The organism is Liquorilactobacillus aquaticus DSM 21051, from assembly GCF_001436755.1.
Taxonomy (GTDB): domain Bacteria; phylum Bacillota; class Bacilli; order Lactobacillales; family Lactobacillaceae; genus Liquorilactobacillus; species Liquorilactobacillus aquaticus.
Window position 1 is genome coordinate 261458 of the sequence record NZ_AYZD01000015.1, and the last position, 17685, is coordinate 279142.

At 38.2% G+C, this 17685-nt stretch carries 17 protein-coding genes; all 17 read right to left on the reverse strand.

Going from position 1 to position 17685, the window contains the following annotated elements:
• Window positions 1-46: 46 nt before the first annotated feature.
• The gene (gene recD2, locus FC19_RS04655) at window positions 47-2530 is read right to left on the reverse strand and encodes an SF1B family DNA helicase RecD2 (RefSeq protein ID WP_057875825.1); all 2484 of its coding nucleotides are present in this window, start codon (window positions 2528-2530) and stop codon (window positions 47-49) included.
• Window positions 2530-3201, reverse strand: coding sequence for a tetratricopeptide repeat protein (locus tag FC19_RS04660; RefSeq protein WP_057875826.1), 672 nt, complete (start codon window positions 3199-3201; stop codon window positions 2530-2532). The genes recD2 and FC19_RS04660 overlap by 1 nt, the downstream gene beginning before the upstream one ends.
• A 16-nt stretch (window positions 3202-3217) precedes the next feature.
• Entirely contained in the window at window positions 3218-3877 is a 660-nt protein-coding gene (locus tag FC19_RS04665; RefSeq protein WP_057875827.1) for a histidine phosphatase family protein, read from the reverse strand.
• 174 nt (window positions 3878-4051) lie between these two features.
• Complete coding sequence (mnmA, locus tag FC19_RS04670; RefSeq protein WP_057875828.1) at window positions 4052-5179, reverse strand: tRNA 2-thiouridine(34) synthase MnmA; 1128 nt, start codon at window positions 5177-5179, stop codon at window positions 4052-4054.
• Window positions 5180-5300: 121 nt separating this feature from the next.
• Window positions 5301-5645: a DUF1831 domain-containing protein gene (locus FC19_RS04675; RefSeq protein ID WP_057875829.1), complete on the reverse strand. Its 345-nt coding sequence runs from the start codon at window positions 5643-5645 to the stop codon at window positions 5301-5303.
• Window positions 5632-6804 carry a cysteine desulfurase family protein gene (locus FC19_RS04680; RefSeq protein ID WP_057875830.1) on the reverse strand — a complete coding sequence of 391 codons (1173 nt, stop codon included), beginning with the start codon at window positions 6802-6804 and terminating at the stop codon, window positions 5632-5634. The genes FC19_RS04675 and FC19_RS04680 overlap by 14 nt, the downstream gene beginning before the upstream one ends.
• Window positions 6805-6818: 14 nt before the next feature.
• Complete coding sequence (locus FC19_RS04685; RefSeq protein ID WP_057875831.1) at window positions 6819-7505, reverse strand: 5'-methylthioadenosine/adenosylhomocysteine nucleosidase; 687 nt, start codon at window positions 7503-7505, stop codon at window positions 6819-6821.
• Between the two features lie 11 nt (window positions 7506-7516).
• Entirely contained in the window at window positions 7517-7801 is a 285-nt protein-coding gene (locus FC19_RS04690) for a hypothetical protein (protein WP_057875832.1), read from the reverse strand.
• A gap of 6 nt (window positions 7802-7807) precedes the next feature.
• Window positions 7808-8356: an NUDIX hydrolase gene (locus FC19_RS04695; RefSeq protein WP_057875833.1), complete on the reverse strand. Its 549-nt coding sequence runs from the start codon at window positions 8354-8356 to the stop codon at window positions 7808-7810.
• The gene (gene dapF, locus FC19_RS04700) at window positions 8353-9345 is read right to left on the reverse strand and encodes a diaminopimelate epimerase (protein WP_057875834.1); all 993 of its coding nucleotides are present in this window, start codon (window positions 9343-9345) and stop codon (window positions 8353-8355) included. Before dapF ends, FC19_RS04695 begins: the two co-directional genes overlap by 4 nt.
• Before the next feature lie 216 nt (window positions 9346-9561).
• Complete coding sequence (ileS, locus tag FC19_RS04705) at window positions 9562-12360, reverse strand: isoleucine--tRNA ligase (RefSeq protein ID WP_057875835.1); 2799 nt, start codon at window positions 12358-12360, stop codon at window positions 9562-9564.
• Between the two features lie 265 nt (window positions 12361-12625).
• Entirely contained in the window at window positions 12626-13348 is a 723-nt protein-coding gene (locus FC19_RS04710) for a DivIVA domain-containing protein (RefSeq protein WP_057875836.1), read from the reverse strand.
• A 24-nt stretch (window positions 13349-13372) separates the two neighbouring features.
• Window positions 13373-14158: a YlmH family RNA-binding protein gene (locus tag FC19_RS04715; RefSeq protein WP_057875837.1), complete on the reverse strand. Its 786-nt coding sequence runs from the start codon at window positions 14156-14158 to the stop codon at window positions 13373-13375.
• A 12-nt stretch (window positions 14159-14170) separates the two neighbouring features.
• A complete protein-coding gene (locus FC19_RS04720) occupies window positions 14171-14449 on the reverse strand; it encodes a YggT family protein (RefSeq protein ID WP_057875838.1) in 279 nt (92 codons plus the stop codon).
• Window positions 14450-14469: 20 nt separating this feature from the next.
• On the reverse strand, window positions 14470-14895 hold the full coding sequence (locus FC19_RS04725; protein ID WP_057875839.1) for a cell division protein SepF: 426 nt from the start codon (window positions 14893-14895) through the stop codon (window positions 14470-14472).
• A 35-nt stretch (window positions 14896-14930) separates the two neighbouring features.
• The gene (ftsZ, locus tag FC19_RS04730; RefSeq protein WP_057875840.1) at window positions 14931-16193 is read right to left on the reverse strand and encodes a cell division protein FtsZ; all 1263 of its coding nucleotides are present in this window, start codon (window positions 16191-16193) and stop codon (window positions 14931-14933) included.
• A gap of 24 nt (window positions 16194-16217) precedes the next feature.
• Entirely contained in the window at window positions 16218-17540 is a 1323-nt protein-coding gene (gene ftsA, locus FC19_RS04735; RefSeq protein ID WP_057875841.1) for a cell division protein FtsA, read from the reverse strand.
• Window positions 17541-17685: the final 145 nt, after the last annotated feature.

Below are 17685 nucleotides of genomic sequence, written 5' to 3' on the forward strand. Positions count from 1 at the left end.
TACGTTTCATATTAAGCGGTTTTTACCACTAATATGAAACGCTTTTTTATTTCTGAAAAGAATATGGTGTTTTATTATCCATTCCAATCAATGGGTCTATCTCGTTATTATTAATCAAATCCATAGTAAGTATTCTGTCTTCATTATTTTGAGGCTGACGCTTCACTGCTGATGGATTTGTATCAGCAGTCATTTCCCTATCTACTCCACTATCTATTTGATGTTTGTTTGCATTTTTTTTATTTTTTTCGTCGCCATTGCCCAAAACACTGGCAAGACGTTGAGCTATCATCGTCTTGCGGTTAATCGAAACTTTTTCGACACAATTTTTATAAGAACTTTGCTCTCCTAAAAGAATAAGTAGGTTTTGCGCCCGCGTAACTGCAGTGTAGAGCAAATTACGCTTAAGCATCCTAGCATATTGGCGAACTAGAGGTAAAATAACTAGCTTAAATTCGCTCCCCTGTGCTTTGTGAATAGACATACAATATGCCAACTTTAATTTATTCCAGTCTTTGCTGGTGTAAGAGATTTCATTTCCATCAAACGAAAGTATAAGTTTTTCCTTTTTATCTTTACTCTCCTTAGAAGTCTGTATTCCTACTACTTCACCAATATCACCATTAAACACATTATTTTCAGGACTGTTGACCAGATGCAAAACCTTATCACCAATTCTAAAATTCTGCTGTTTGAAGTTAATCTCTTTTGAACCAGTCTTTTTGGGGTTGAGCACATCTTGCAACAATAGATTTAAATTATCTATTCCGGCCGCTCCACGATAAATAGGTGCCAAGACTTGTATATCACGTTTTGAAAAACCGCGTTGCTGAGCTTTAGAAACAACTTGCCTAATGACATCCGGTATTTGAGAAGCATAACACCCAATAAATGAGCGATCACTTTGATTAATAGCGAAATCCTCTGGTAAATGGCCTTCCTTAATGCTGTGAGCTAATGGAATAATTGAGGACTTATTCTCCTGACGATAAATCATTTTTAATTCTTTATTAGGTATTAGTCTACTTTCGAGAAGATCCGCAAAAACCTGCCCAGGTCCTACTGATGGCAACTGATCCTTATCTCCAACTAATATCAACTGCATATGATTGGGTATCGACTCCAGCAGTAAATCAAAAAGATTAACGTCTACCATTGACATTTCATCAACAATTAACAGTTTTCCGTCTAATTGCTGAGGCTCCCCTATTTCATCATCGTTCCCATTAAGTCCTAACAAGCGATGGATTGTACAGGCGGGTAACCCAGTCGACTCATTCATTTTCTTTGCTGCACGTCCCGTCGGTGCTGCTAGTAGAATAGGAAATTCATCACTTTTGTACTCATTTATATCTAATGAAATATCATTTAACATAGCAAACATCGCTACTAAACCATTTATTATGGTTGTTTTACCAGTTCCAGGGCCACCAGTAAGCAAAAAGAGCCGCGTATTCAAAGCCTTTTGTATTGCACTAATTTGATCTTCACCATAAGAGATCCCCAATTGTTCTTCAACTTGCAGCATTAACTTCTGGAAAATTTTTTCACTGACATTTTCTTTGTCTTTCAAATTCAGCAGGCGTTTAATATTTTCTGCAATTCTCCACTCAGCTTCAAAATAAGAACGTAAATATATTTTATTTTCTTCCCCTACAATTTTCCCATCATTTGCCATCTGCAGCAGCTGGTCTGCAATCAGTTCTGGTCTCAAGGAAACATGCCGGCTACTCATCAGCAAACCTAAAGTCTGCTGTAAGAGTGGCTCAGCCGTAGTATATGTATCTCCCCTTTCATGGCACAAATCATGCATGCTTTGAAGAACCGCGGCTTGAATACGCCCCGGTGAATCAGCTGCAAAATCAAGTTTTTCCGCTATCGCATCAGCTTTTTTAAACCCTATTCCATTAATTTCAAGTGCCAATCGATATGGATTTTCGTGGATAACCTCAATCGTTTTCTCACGATACCTATTAAATATTGCAGAAGCCATTCTGCTACCAAAACCGTAACTATTTAATTCAATAATAATCTGTTGCATTCCATTATCAGAGTGAATTGTTTCTAGCAATGATTTTTTTTGAGCGTCTCTTAAATTTAAACCAGCCAGATTTTGCTCATCTTCAAGTATTTTTTGAATTGCATCTGCACCTAAATGTTCAACAATTTTAGTAGCCGTTTTCAGACCTATTCCTTGAAAATTGTTTCCTGATAAATATGCTATAATACCAGCTTTGGTTGTAGGTGTCTCGCTTTGATAATTAAAAGCTTGAAATTGCTGCCCATATTTTGGGTGTTTAACGAGTTGTCCTTCAAAATGATAATCATTTCCTTCAATTAGATCAGCAAAATTTCCAGTAATAACGATATCATCATTTGCCCATTCAAAATTAACTTCACTTACTTTAACCTGAATAACTTTATAAAAAGTCTCACTGCTTTCAAAAAAAATTGCCTCAACCTTGCCGATAACATTTTCTTTTTTTGAACTTTCGGCACTAAATAAATCAAGACTCTCATTTGTAGGCATTATTTTCCTCCTTGAACATCTTTTTTCCTTGCCGCAATGAATCTTTCGACATCAACTAATCTCGATTTCATTTTTTTAAAATATTCAGGGTTGCTTTTTTTCACCTTTTCAAAAAACAGCTCATTGTCTTCACCTGCGACCAAACCGATAATTCCCCTTTGAAAATTGGCTTTTTCATCATTCGGCCACTCAGACAAGACTTTATCAAAATATTTCTCAGCCTGTGAGAAATTTCCAAGTGCAAGAAAATTTTCACCTAGAAGCATTAACGAGTCGTGATCGTTTCTTTGTTCAGCAACTGTCAGTGCATAAGCCAACGAAACTTGATAATTATTTTGTGCATACTCAGCTTGAGCAATCATTAGAAGCGCATCCAGTTTTAACTTGTCTTGTTTTATTTTTTGAAATTCACCAATTGCCTCTTGATAGAGTCCATTAGCATAAAAAACATTTCCTAGTCCGTAGTGAAGAATTGCTTTCTGCTTGTTATCTTTGAAAAAATGCAATGCCTTTTTGAACAGTTCCTCCGCTTGCTGATAATTTTTTAACTCTGTCAGCATTGAACCTAGATTATAATAGACTTGTGGATTATTAGGATCCTCATCAACAGCTGCCACTAGTTTCCTAACTGCATGAGTAGTTTCTTGAATTGCTTCATTTTGTTTTTCCAACGTTCTTTCATCCTCTCTACACGATATCAGAAGAATCTAATTTTCGCTTAAGGTAATCCGTTTTATTCCATGCTAAACATTTATAATCTCCGATGGAATTGGTCTCCAAAATAGTCGTACTTGTATTAGCTAAACCGCCTTCTGCCCGCAGCTCTTCTAATGGGTACCCCAGTAAATGCCTAATTTCAGCACATAGCGCAGCACCATGACTTACTATTAACACATTTTCATTTTTGTTCCCATGCAATTCAACAATTTTTTTAATTGTAGGAGTCATCCTTTTAAACAGCTCATCAAAAGATTCCCCATCAATTTTTGACGGATCATATTTTTCTGCATGATATCTAAAGGCCTCTAATTCCTGCGGATAAAGTTTTGCAACCTCAGTAAATTTCATTCCTTCCATTTTTCCAAGGTTAAATTCACGTAAACTGGCAACACATTTTACATCGATTTTTTGTTGAAGTCCTTCCGCAATCTTCTCAGCTGTCGTTTTAGCTCTCAAAATTGGACTACAATAGATGCGAGAAAATTGATATTCTCTTAAGAACAAACACAACTGCTGAATCTCTCGATAGCTTTCACTAAGCAGCGGAGAATCTCCATGTGCTCCCTGGTAACGTCCTTCTAAATTCCACTCAGTTTTTCCATGGCGAATAAAAAATAATCTTGTCATCTTCGGCACCCTTCTCCCTTAATTACTCTTAATTATTATGACATAGAAATCTTCTCGTGGGAGATAGATCACACTAATTTTTACAAATCTTCTTGAGATTAATCTGTTGTATAAAAATAAAACCCCCAAGCCTGTATTTTCGTTAACTTGAGAGCTCGTTGACTATTTAGTTATTCACACATATTGCAAGACACGTGCTCTTTGATACGCATGATCAATGGTTGCACTGCCTAAACATATATCACCATCATAAAAAACAACTTCTTGACCAGGTGTTATTGCTCTGACCGGCTGATCAAATTCTACTTTAACCTTGTCCTTATCAGCGTTGAGAAAAACACGTACGCCAGTGTCCTTCTGACGGTATCTGAATTTAGCAGTACAGTGAAATTCTAGTCCCTTATCATCAATTGGAGCAATGAAGTTTACCCCACTGCCGTCTAAACTATCCGCGTAAAGATGTTCATTATGATATCCTTGGCCCACATATAAGATATTCTTTTCTAAATCTTTGCCAATTACAAACCATGGATCATTACTTTGACCATTACCGCCAATTCCCAAACCTTTACGCTGTCCAATTGTGTAGTTCATCAGACCGTAGTGTTCGCCTTTGACTTTACCATCAATTGTCATCATTTTACCAGATTTTGCAGGTAAAAACTCGTTTAAAAATTTACTAAAATTACGTTCACCTATAAAACAGACACCTGTCGAATCTTTTTTCTTAGCAGTTGCTAAACCTGCTTCTTCAGCAACTTTACGTACATCTTTTTTCTGCATGTGACCAATCGGAAACATTGCTTTTTTTAACTGCTGCTGTGACAATTGACTCAGAAAATAGGTCTGGTCTTTGTTACTGTCCGCGCCACGCAACAAATGAACTGTCCCATCCTGATCACGTTTCAACTGAGCATAGTGACCCATAGCAATATAATCTGCATCTAATTGCAGCGCATAATCTAAAAAAGCTTTGAATTTAACTTCTTTATTACACATCACATCTGGATTTGGGGTGCGCCCTTTTTTATACTCATCCAGAAAATACGTAAACACATTGTCCCAGTATTCCTTTTCAAAGTTAACAGAATAATACGGAACGCCAATTTTATTAGCAACCTTGGCGACATCTTCATAATCTTCGGTCGCTGTACACACTCCGCTGTCCTTTTTGTCATCCCAGTTCTTCATGAAAACACCGACTACATCATATCCTTGCTTCTTTAATAAATAGGCAACAACAGATGAGTCCACACCACCACTCATGCCGACAACGACACGTGTCTGGCTTCTATCTTTCATAATAATTTCACCATCATTTCACTCTAGATTCTGAATCTACGATTTGAAGGTCGTATTATTTCAGTAATTCTCATTATATCCAGTTGAGAGTTTTTTTACAAGCTTTCGCTTTCAGCCAGCATTAGTCAATCTTCTCAAGTATTTGACGTTGTTCCAATTGCTCAAGAATATAATTTAATTGCTCAATATGAGTATCTGCATCCACGCTCTTATAGATATTAACTTCATTCAACCCATTAGCACTTGTTGTTAACATTTTAAAAGCTTTTAGACTAGCTGTGATAACAAGCTTGAACTTAAGCCCCTTGTTAAAGGGTGAGTTCGGATCAAGTGATCTTTCAAGTTGAAATTTTCCGCTTTTACTTTCAACAAAACCCACGTCACGTAATGTATATTTTTTTATGTCAGCACTCAACTTGTAAGTTCGTGTATCGCCTTTAATTTTAAGCTGTTCAACGTATGCCATCTGCTTTACTCCTCCTCACTCTGCTGATGATATTAGTAAGAACATTAATTAGATATTCAATATCAGCTGTTGTATTTTGATAGCCAAAACTAAAACGCAACGATTCAAATACTCGTGGACTATCTTTTCCATACATGGCGGTCAATACATGCGATGGTTCAATACTTCCCGCGGTACATGCTGAACCAGCTGAGGCTGCTACTCCGTTCAAATCAAGATTTGTTAGCAGCGCCTCCCGTGAGCAGCCCTTAAACCATAGGTTCAAAACATGCTGCAAATTATCTGGAGCTAGTTCTCCGTTTACCTCAACTTCAATCTGATTACTGCGCAGTCCATTGATCAGCTGCTGCTTAAATCCTGCATATTTTCTTTGACGAGCTTTCTTTTCTTCATTGTTAACTATTTTAACTGCTTCTGCAAACCCCGCGATCGCAGGAATATTTTCCGTACCTGCACGCCTTTTTAATTCCTGATCTCCACCCTTTAAAAGCGGTGCAAAATTCAGTCCATCTCTTCGATAAAGGAAGCCAAGAAATTTAGGCCCGTTCAACTTATGTGCGGAAGTTGACAATAGATCTATTTTATCCTTCTGAACATCAATATCAATTAATCCGTATGCTTGCACTGCATCAGTGTGAAACCATGCATTGGAAGAAGACACTATTTGACCGATTTCATGAATAGGCATCCGACTTCCAACCTCATTATTCCCTGCCATGATCGAAACAAGTATTGTATCTTCACGCAATGAATCTTTCAAATCATATAAGGATATACACCCTTTCTCATCAACCGGCAAATAAGTAACCTCATATCCAAGTTCTTCTAGATACTCCATTGACTTAAGAACAGCTTCATGTTCAATTACAGTTGTAATCACATGACGTCCGACACTCTTTCGGGCCAACGCGCTTTCAATAATAGCTGTGTTATCACTTTCAGTTCCACCACTGGTAAAAACAATTTCATCATCTTTACGCGTATTGATAGATTGCGCTATAACATGACGACTATCATCTAGCACGGAACGTGCCTTACGCCCATAATAATGCGTGCTGGACGCATTGCCATAAACTTCCAACATCATTTTGCTCATCATCTCAACTACAGGCTTTGCCATAGGCGTAGTTGCAGCGTTATCCAAATAGATATGTTTCACTTCTAAGCCTCCTTTTATCCTTTTAACATAGTTAAAATCATTCTTGCTGAACGTTTACCAGCCTCAAGAATAAATTGATCAAATGTTTGTCCGGCGTCTTCGTCACCAACATCCGACATTGCACGTACAATCACAAATGGCACCTTAAACTGATAGGCAGCCTGTGCAACTGCTGCTCCTTCCATTTCACAGCATAGAGCAGAAGGATATATTTTTTTGACCTTATCAATTTTAGCAGCCGATGCAATGAACTGATCTCCCGTTACAATCAATCCTTGCTTAACACTCAACTCGATCACTCTTGCTGCTTGTGCTAATTTGTCAAGCAGTTTTTGATCAGCCTCAAACAACTGCGGCTGTTGTGGCAACTGCCCCGGTAAATAATCAAAAGCAGTTGCATCAACATCGTGATAAGCTGCTGCTGTCGAAAAAACAATATCTCCAACATGTAACCCTTCACCTATTCCACCAGCTGATCCTGAATTAATGACAGCCGTTGCACCATACTTAACTATCAGTAAGGCAGTTGTCATCCCCGCTTGAACCTTACCGATTCCCGAACGAACTAGAACGACATCCTGATCTTTAATAGCTCCCTCATAAAATGTTATTCCTCCGTGCTCGCTTTCATGTTGGTTAGTTAGTTCAGCTCTTAATGCCTTGATTTCTTCTTCCATCGCGCATAGTATTCCGTATTTCATCAAAAATCCTCCTAAAAATTAACAAAAATCATAAAAAGGTACGCTAAAATAATCGCCACGACTAGTCCGAAGATCACCCAGTTCAATTTTCGACCCAATTTTTTTCTTTTCTGCTCCATCTCAATTTGAAATTGTGCTTTCCGATGACCTGTCCTGCTTTCTTGAGCAGATGCGTTATCATCGGGACTAATTTCTTCAGTCCGGCTTCTTCTTCGATTTCTAGTTTCATTAACATCTAAATTGGCTTTTTCTTCTTGCTGGTTCGTCCGCTTGAATAATTTCATCTTGAATCTCACTATATATTACTCCTTTATTCGATTCATTTTCCAATACCAGATGGCCATAAGCGTTTTGCTGTCACAAATCGTACCCTTTTTAATTTCTTCTTCAACCTGTTCCATTGACAATTCAAAAATGTTTAAGAATTCACCAGCATCTCGCGGTAAATTTTTTTCAACACTATTTAATCCATGAGCACGGTATAAAAACATTTTTTCATCTGCAAAACCAGGTGACGTGTAAAAACTTGTTATATATTCAAAGCTTTGCGCACTCAAGCGCACCTCCTCATTCAACTCACGCGCAGCTGTGTTTAAAGGGCCTTTTTCTTCAGGATCAATTTTACCTGCAGGAATTTCAAGTGTCGCTTTTCTAAGTGGCTGCCGCCACTGTTTGACTAAGATTATTTTTTCATTTTCTGTTATACAAACTATACCCACAGCACCATGATGGTGCACAATTTCTCGCGTAGCTTTTTTACCATCAGGCAAAATGACAGTCTCAACGTCCAAATCAATAACTTTGCCCTTAAAAACATGCTTTGTTTCTAAAGCTTTTTCTTCGAACTTCATTTATGACTGCCTCCCTGAACCTCTGCCGCAAATTTTTCATAAGCTTTTTGCTCGCCAGTTTCATTCCAAACAACATGTTTGAAATCACCTTTCAATGCTGCCGCCTGAGCTAACTTAACTTCTGCAACAAACGTCGCATTGCCTATTAAAGACATCCAATAAGAACCATTTTCTCTTTGATGCACACAGGTCTTGACCATTCCACCAGGATTGAAAACCGAAATTAACTGCTCTGTTCCACACTGCTCAGGATGCAGTAAAACATACATTAAACTTGAAGCAGACATTGCTGTTCCGCAAGCATTAGTGTAACCGACCCCTCGTTCATATGTTCTAACAAAAATCTGCTTTGGTTCCTGAATTTCAACAAAACTAACATTTACCCCATCAGGAAAAATAGGGTTTTCACCGTTATTCAAATAAGATGCAATTTTCCCCAATTCCGAGCCAATTAAAACATCATGTGAAACAAAAGTTATTAAATGAGGGTTAGGTACAGCGACCGCTGAAAACTTTAATGTCTTTGATAACTCGGGAATTAAATCATCAATCAGTTTTGCCTTGTTTCCAATATGCATTTTTAAATCTGCTGCATCAAAACTAACAGGTGAGATTTCTGCATCAAATGCTGGTACATCTGGGGCAAAGTTTTCTGACTTCTTAACCTCCAAATCGGCATACATCGTTTCTACCTTAAACTCATCTAATCCGCTTTTTTCATTCAAGTAACGTGCTACCGTTCTAATTCCGTTACCGCACATGCTTGCCTCACTGCCATCTGCATTAATAACACGCATTTTTCCAGCCACACCGGTATGTCCAGAAGTGACAAACAAAATTCCATCGGCTCCTCCGTGTAATCCGTGCTGACGATCACAAACTGCTCTAGCCAATGTACTTAATTCATCTTCCGTTATATTCTTTTCCAAATTTTTCTCATCAAGAATAAAAAAATCATTATTGGAACCATGCACTTTTACCATTTGCATTCTCTCGACCTCCACTTATTTTCTCAGATATATCATATATTATATAATAACAAACTTTGAATAAATTATCTTATTAGTAACTTTTTTCTATGCAATTGATCTTTTGCTTCCTTTTCATCGCATTAGTTAGAATACACAAATAAGAGGGACAGAGTAAAACTAATCTCCAACCCTCTTATTTTCAATTTCATTTATCCAAAAATTACAATTTATTTCTTAATCATCCAAACCTTCACTCAAAGCCTCTGGATATTCTTCTTTTATCAAAGTTGCACAACTTACACAAAGCTGTGGCAAATCTTTATCAGTCCCAACGTCTTTCTTAACCATACGACAACGAGGACATACATCTCCTTCGGCATGTTCAACCACAACAGAAAGATCGTTATAAATATCTGCATTAGCAGGAGCCTCTGCCAAGTCTTTAACATCTAAAGCCGAAACAATCAAGTCTTGACGAACATCAGTATTCAGATCATCCAAAGCTTGCTTGATATTATTGGAGACATAAAGCGTAACATGCGCTTCAAATGATTTCCCAATCAATTTCTTGTTACGTGCATTTTCAAGTGATTTGAAAACATCTGAACGGACGTTCATAAATCCATTCCATTCTTCAAGTAACTTAGCCTCATTATTAAAGTGGACTACTTCCGGCATTTCAGCTAACTGAACATAATCTTCTGGTTCTTTTAAATAATTCCAAATTTCCTCTGTCGTATGCGGAATTACAGGTGTTAGCAACTTAGTCAAGCGTACCGCGACATCATATAAAACGGTTTGCATAGAGCGACGCTTATGACTGTTTTCCTTTTCAATATAAACAACATCTTTTGCAACATCCAGATAAAAGGCAGACAAATCTGCAGTTACAAAATTCAATAGTTTTTTATAAATTCCCATAAAATCATAGTTTGCATAATCATCAAGGATTTCCTTGGTAAACTTATTAATCAAAACTTCCATGTACTTATCGATCGATTCCATATCATCGAATGCTACAGCATCTTCTTTAGGATCAAAGTCAGTTGTGTTAGCAAGTAAGAAGCGAACTGTATTGCGGATTTTCCGATAAGCCTCAGAAATTTGTTTAAAACTATCCATTGATACTCTGACATCAGCAGATGAATCTACACTGAGAACCCAGAGACGAATAATTTCTGCACCCATTTGTTTAATGACTTTTGATGGAACAATCGTATTTCCAAGTGATTTACTCATCTTTCGACCCTGTCCATCAAGTGTAAAGCCTTGGGACAGAACTTGCTTGTAAGGTGCCTCACCCGAAACAGCTACGCTTGTAATTAAGCTTGAGTTAAACCAACCACGATACTGATCTGATCCTTCAAGATACAGATCACTTGGATAAGTAAGGTAATCTCGCTGTGCTAAAACTCCTTGATGGGATGAACCCGAATCAAACCAGACATCCATAATATCAGTTTCTTTTGTAAACTTGCCGTTTGGTGAATGCTCACTTGTGAAACCTTCTGGCAGTAAATCCTTTGCCTCGCGTTGGAACCAAACATTTGAACCGTATTCTTCAACAAGATCTGCAACATGTTGGACAGTTTCTGGCGTGATGATTGCCTCACCGTCTTCACCATAAAAGATTGGTAGCGGTACACCCCAAACACGCTGTCTCGAGATCACCCAGTCACCACGATCACGAATCATATTATGCAGCCGTTTCTGTCCCCAACTAGGGAAAAACTTGACCTTGTCGATTGCATCCAAAATATTGGTACGAATCTTATCCACAGAGGCAAACCATTGAGGTGTAGCACGGAAAATAATAGGTTTCTTAGTACGCCAATCAAATGGATAACTATGTTCATATGGAACATATTTTAACAATACTCCAGCTGCCTTTAACTTATCTAAAGCAATTTGATTCGCGTCTTCATAAAAAACTCCAGCAAAATCCTTGCCAGTATCATCAGTTAAATAGCCCTTGTCGTCAACCGGAACGTAGATATCAAGCCCATATTGCTTCCCAACATTAAAGTCATCTTCCCCAAAACCAGGAGCTGTATGAACCAAACCAGTACCAGAATCTAAGGTAACAAAGTCACCCAACATAGTAACTAGTTTACGTTCTGGATAAAATGGATGCTCGGCTAAGATGTTTTCAAGATCAGCTCCTTTAAGCGTCTTGACAATTTTATATTCCTCCCAGCCAAAGCGCTCCGCATTCTCAGCCACCAAATCTGTTGCAAGAACAAACTCACGTTGATCATCTTTGGGCTTGACAACAGAATAGTCAAAATCCTTGTCGACCGTGATTCCCTCAGAAGCAGGAATAGTCCATGGGGTTGTTGTCCAAACAACCATAAAAGTCTCATTATCATCCAGAATTCCTTTTCCATCAATTACCTTTTCACCATAGAAAGCTGATGGAGAAGTAACATCATGGTATTCGACCTCAGCCTCAGCAAGGGCTGATTCTGACGACCAAGACCAAAAAACAGGCTTCTTGCCCTTATAAATCAGTCCCGCTTCAGCCATTTTGCCAAATACTCTGATTTCTTGAGCTTCAAAAGATGGATCGAGCGTCACATAAGGATTATCCCATTCACCTGCTACACCTAAACGTTTAAAATCAGAACGTTGTTTGTCAACCTGTTCTAAAGCGTATTCTCGACATTTCTCACGAAAATCAGCTACTGATAAGGACTTGCGGTCAACTCCAGCTTTTTTTAATTGCTGTTCAATTGGTAGCCCATGCGTATCCCAACCAGGAACATATGGTGAGCGAAACCCCATCATTGACTTTGAACGAACAATAATATCCTTTGTAATCTTATTCAGAGCATGTCCCATATGGATATTTCCATTGGCATATGGAGGTCCGTCATGTAATACAAAAGTAGGTTTCCCTTGATTTAATTTTTGCCGACGTTCATAGACTTTGTTTTCTTCCCATTCTTTTTGACGTTCGCCTTCACGAACAGGCAGATTGCCACGCATTGGAAATTTTGTTTTTCCTAAATTAAGCGTATCTTTAACTCTCATTTTTTTCTCCCCTTTTTTTAAATACTAAAAAAAGACTTCATCCAAGGGACGAAATCTTCGCGGTACCACCCAAATTCAGAACTGATAACAACACATATTATCAATCCAACTCAAACATTTAATAACGACCATGAGCCGATTGAACCTACTAAAAATTCAGTCCAACAATCTGGAAAGATGATATCTGGATAAAATTCAATCATCGGCCTCACACCAAAACGCCAACTCGCTAAGATTTTTTTTACTCAAACTTATTCTTTCAATTTTATTTATTTTCACTGATGTTGGCATTTTCATCAAAATGCTGTCCGTTGTCTTCATTTTCTTCTGGGAAAATAACAACAGCTTTTTTCTGATCAACCGTTCCATTATCATCATCAGTCTCATTTGGAACATTGTTTGAGACTGATTGTACTTCCTTTGCAGCCTGTTTGTCAAGGTCTTCATTTCGGCGAATTGCATCTTGGATAGCCTCATAGTTACTGGTATCTCCTTGCTTGAGGATTTCATCCCATTCACTGCTTCTAACGACCTCCAATTGTGATTCCATCATAACTTGGAGCTTCTGTCTAAAGATACGAGCTTGCTTTTTAAGGTCATCAGTTTCAACAGTCAAACGCTTAGCCTTTTGAGAAGCATCATCAACAATATGCCGTGCCTTTTCATTGGCTTGATCGACTATATCCTGTGCTTGCTTTTGAGCTTCATGGTTGATAATTTCGGCTTCGCGCTGTGCATTTGCTTTGACTTTGTCTGCCGCCTCTTGTGCAACGATAATTGACTGGTTCAAAGAATCTTTCAAGTCGTTAAAATACTTGAGCTTTTCTTCACCTTGTTTGAGACCTTCCGCTAAATGCTCATTTTCTTTCAAGTTGAGTTCGTAATCTTTAATGATTTGATCTAAAAAATCGTTAACTTCATCTTGATCATACCCACGCAACTTAACACGAAATTCTTTGTTATGAATATCCAATGGGGTCAATGTCATATCCCCAACACCTCCAATTATGTATTAGTTTTCTAAAACAGAAACATTCAATCTTATTTTACCCTTTTTAGAAACGCCTTGCACATCATCTATTCTAAAACGACCATAACCTCTAACGGAAACAATATCTTTTATCCCGAGTTCCAAATCTGGTTTTTCAACAAGCATCCAATTCAAGTGTATCTTTTGCGCCTGCAACAGGTCCTTCACGTGCTTACGAGAAAGATTGTAGACACCTGCGATCAAAACATCGATCCGCAAAGAACTAGCGGAAATCAGTATATCCTTCCATTCATCCTGTGACAAAACCAATTCTTTCTTAGGAACGACTGTCATTTTCACTTTTATGCGGCCAATATGGTCAACCTGCAAACGAATATAATCCACCATCTGTGCATCGACAACAAGCTGCCACTTTTCGCCATCAGTTACTATATCACCGAGAACATCACGCTTTATTCCAATATTCATTAACGTTCCCAACACTTGACTATGTCGCAATTCTGCAAACTTGGTTGGATAATTTATTTCCATTAATGAAATTTCAAAATCGGATTGTACTGGTTCATAGTATTCGGGGTAGAACAAAATTCTTTTTCTTTCCGCCTGAGAAGCAAGTCCAAAACTTTTCATCTTGATTTGATCATCATCTTTCAAAAGTTTTGTGGCAATCAGTTGCTCACGCGGGTTAAAAAAGCGAGTCAAAATCGGACGATACTCATTTCTAACCCTATCAAGAGTGTCTTGAATATCATCAATAATAACAGCTTCATCTTTTCTAAAATGTTGATAAACGCTATTTTCACTCATTATACATCCCACTTAAAAAAATATCATAAAAAGGTTTAGTAATAAAACAAGAACAACGTCAAAACCATACTTAATGAACTGCAATGCAACGAGAGCAACAATAGGCGCGAAGCTTATTCCTCCAAGTGGCGGAATAAATCTCTCGAAAAAACCTAGGTATGGTTGACATATACGACCAAGGAACTGACCTAGCTTTGTTTGATAAGCTCCTGGAAACCAAGACATCAACACAAAAGCTACGATTGCCAATGAATACAGTTCAAATAAACGATCAAAAATAGTTATAATCAATTAGTTAACCCCTTAATCATTCAAAAATCATTATCGGAAAATTCGGCAGCTACATTTCCTTCGACAACAAATCCATGTGGCGTACATAGAAAAATCTGTTCTCCTATGCGTTGGACTTCTCCACCAATGGCAAACACAGTCCCGGTTAAGAAATCTACAACACGGTGTGCTTGCTGCTCATCCATCCTTTGGAAATTAACAACTGCGGCTTGGTCGTTCAATAGACGAGTGGCAATAACTTTAACATCAGAATATATTCTTGGTTCAAATAATGCAATTTTTTTCTCCACTTTTTCTTGCCCTCTTGCATGCATCGAAACGACCTTTGAATTCTTGGAAGTATCAGCCAAATCTTTATCTTTTTTCGCATAAAAATCATCTGATTGATACGCTTCATCCTCATCTGCCATTCCAAAAAAGCGTCCAATCTTTTCACCAAGAGCCATATCCACCCCTCCTATCACGCCAATGTGTTTTTTTATTATTTACGACGATGACGGAAAAATGGTGGTGTACTCAAGCCATCATCATCGTTTTCATTTTTTTCTTTTGCAGCATCCATCTTAAAAATATCGAATTTTTTCTTTTCAACATTTTGGAATTCATCTTGACGTTCATTTTGATTAACTTTCCGTTCACCCGAAATTTCGCGTCTCAGATCCCAATCTCTAAGTGGGTCTGCATTCTCACCAGATTTTACTTCCTGTTGTTCAATACCAGAAGACTGTGTATTTTTATCCTCCAGCGGATTCAAACGATTGTTACGTCTTTGAGCCTGTTCTCTCTTCTTTTTATCAATTCCAGTTGCAATAACAGTTACAACAACTGTATCTTCCAAGTCTTCATTAATCGAAGTTCCAAAAATAATATTAACATCACTTGTTGCAGCCTGTGCTACAATGTCAGAAGCATCTTGCGCTTCAAAAAGACTTAAATCAGGTCCCCCAGTGATATTCAAAAGAACTTGTTCAGCTCCATCTATTGAGACCTCAAGCAACGGTGAAGAAATGGCTTTTTTTGTTGCTTCTGCAGTTCTATTCTCGCCATTTGCAGAACCAATTCCCATCAGAGCAGAACCTTGATTTTCCATCACCGTTTTAACATCAGCAAAGTCAAGGTTGACATAGCCTGGTGAAGTAATTAAATCAGATATTCCTTGAACACCTTGCCGTAAAACATTGTCGGCTTCTTTAAAGGCTTCCAGCATTGGGGTCTTCTTATCGACAATTTCCAATAGACGGTTATTTGCAATAATAACCAGCGTGTCCACATGCTCTTTCATTTGTGCAACACCTTCAGCAGCGTATCGCGCACGTTTAGGCCCTTCAAAACTAAATGGACGTGTAACCACCCCGACAGTTAACGCTCCTTGTTCTTTTGCTACCTTTGCAATAATTGGTGCAGCACCAGTACCTGTTCCACCGCCCATACCTGCGGTCACAAAAATCATGTCGGCACCCTTCAACGACTCAGCGATCGATTCTTCACTTTCTTGAGCAGCTTTGTTCCCAATTTCAGGATTTGAACCCGCGCCCAACCCCCGTGTTAGTTTTGGTCCGAGTTGAATCTTAGTTTCAGCATTAGAACTTTTTAGAGCCTGTACATCCGTGTTGGCAACTATAAACTCAACACCCTTAACATCATCGGCAATCATACGATTTACTGCATTCCCGCCAGCACCGCCTACACCGATCACTTTGATTGTTGCACCTGTGTTTTCATTTGCATCTAGTGAAAATTCCATTACGCTTTCCCTCCAATTTATAAATCAATCAAAAAATGTGTTGAAGAAATTTTTGACACCCTCAAAAGCATTATTCTTTTTTCCAGCATTACGTTTCTTTTTAATATCTTTTTCTTCAACTTGTGGCTTAAGTGCTACGACTTTGTTGCTTTCTTTCAAAGCATCAAGTTCATCTCCACTAGCAATGGTGCTTTTTACAATTTTTTCAATTTCACCCTGTTGCATAACATACTTAATCAACCCAATTGCTTGTGAAAAAGATGGATGTCTCAATCCCATCTGCTGTGGTATGAAAACTTTGGCGTTTACGCCAAAAATATCTTCAGCAAGTTCTTTCATTCCAGGAAGTGCAGCAAGTCCACCAGTAAGTACAATGCCTCCTGGAAGTTGCAAAGCTCTGATATCTTCAAGTTCGTCTCTCAATTTTTCAAAAATTTGAGTCATCCTTGCTTCGATAATTTCACTCAGATATTCTCCACTCACTTGAACTGGATCAACTTTTCCAACAACTTCAACAGGAAATACATCATCCTTTGAGGCTAAACTGCTTGTCGCATAACCATAATTACGCTTGATTTTTTCTGCGTTCTCAAGTGAGGTGTTTAAAACAACAGAAATATCTTTTGTGACAAACATTCCGCCCTCTTGGTCAACGTATGTATATTTTAATTTATGATCATGTACAACAGCAGCAGTTGTTTGACCACCACCAATATCAATTATAACAGCTCCAAAATCTTGTTCACCATCACTCAAAGCAATAGTTGAAAGTGCTAGAGCTGAAACAACTGTGCCCTCAATCTTAAGTCCTGCTTTTTCAACACATTTCATCGTATTATGCAAAACTGTCTTAGGACCTGTGTACACAACCCCGTTCATCTCCAAACGCACACCTATCATTCCCCGAGGATCTTTTATGCCATCAAAACCATCGACAATAAATTCATCCGGAATGATATCAATTACATCGCGTTCAGGAGGAAGTTTTTGAACGAGCGCCGCTTCGGTAACTCGGTAAACATCATTTTCATCTATTTCTTTTGAACTTCCAGCTTCATCACTAACAGCAATCATTCCATTGCAAGGGACGATCTCGAGAAGATTTGCTGGAATTCCAACTGTTACTTTTGATATCTGGATGTTCGCTTTTTGCTCAGCTTGCTGGATCGCCTTTTTAATTGCGCTGACAGCACGATCGATATCTACGATCACTCCGCGACTCAATCCGTCTGAACGTTCACTTCCCACCCCGATGATGTTCATCTGATCTTTTATATGTTCGGCAACTATTACCTTAATCGATGTCGTACCAATATCGAGTCCAACATATATTCCAGAATTTTCCATCAATAGAGCCCCCCTTTTCTTAAATTTAATTAAACACTATTATAGTAAGAAATTACTCAATTTGATTATTTAAATTTTACCACACTGTTTCCCATTAATACACTTCTCGCGTCTCAAATGCCTAAATTAATCATATTCAACCTTT

Bases quoted from the DNA above. Each gene is read 5' to 3' on its own strand.
- recD2 (WP_057875825.1), bottom strand. From the start codon at position 2,530: ATGCCTACAAATGAGAGTCTTGATTTATTTAGTGCCGAAAGTTCAAAA.
- FC19_RS04665 (WP_057875827.1), bottom strand. From the start codon at position 3,877: ATGACAAGATTATTTTTTATTCGCCATGGAAAAACTGAGTGGAATTTA.
- mnmA (WP_057875828.1), bottom strand. From the start codon at position 5,179: ATGAAAGATAGAAGCCAGACACGTGTCGTTGTCGGCATGAGTGGTGGT.
- FC19_RS04675 (WP_057875829.1), bottom strand. From the start codon at position 5,645: ATGGCATACGTTGAACAGCTTAAAATTAAAGGCGATACACGAACTTAC.
- FC19_RS04685 (WP_057875831.1), bottom strand. From the start codon at position 7,505: ATGAAATACGGAATACTATGCGCGATGGAAGAAGAAATCAAGGCATTA.
- FC19_RS04695 (WP_057875833.1), bottom strand. From the start codon at position 8,356: ATGAAGTTCGAAGAAAAAGCTTTAGAAACAAAGCATGTTTTTAAGGGC.
- dapF (WP_057875834.1), bottom strand. From the start codon at position 9,345: ATGCAAATGGTAAAAGTGCATGGTTCCAATAATGATTTTTTTATTCTT.
- ileS (WP_057875835.1), bottom strand. From the start codon at position 12,360: ATGAGAGTTAAAGATACGCTTAATTTAGGAAAAACAAAATTTCCAATG.
- FC19_RS04710 (WP_057875836.1), bottom strand. From the start codon at position 13,348: ATGACATTGACCCCATTGGATATTCATAACAAAGAATTTCGTGTTAAG.
- FC19_RS04715 (WP_057875837.1), bottom strand. From the start codon at position 14,158: ATGAGTGAAAATAGCGTTTATCAACATTTTAGAAAAGATGAAGCTGTT.
- FC19_RS04725 (WP_057875839.1), bottom strand. From the start codon at position 14,895: ATGGCTCTTGGTGAAAAGATTGGACGCTTTTTTGGAATGGCAGATGAG.
- ftsZ (WP_057875840.1), bottom strand. From the start codon at position 16,193: ATGGAATTTTCACTAGATGCAAATGAAAACACAGGTGCAACAATCAAA.
- ftsA (WP_057875841.1), bottom strand. From the start codon at position 17,540: ATGGAAAATTCTGGAATATATGTTGGACTCGATATTGGTACGACATCG.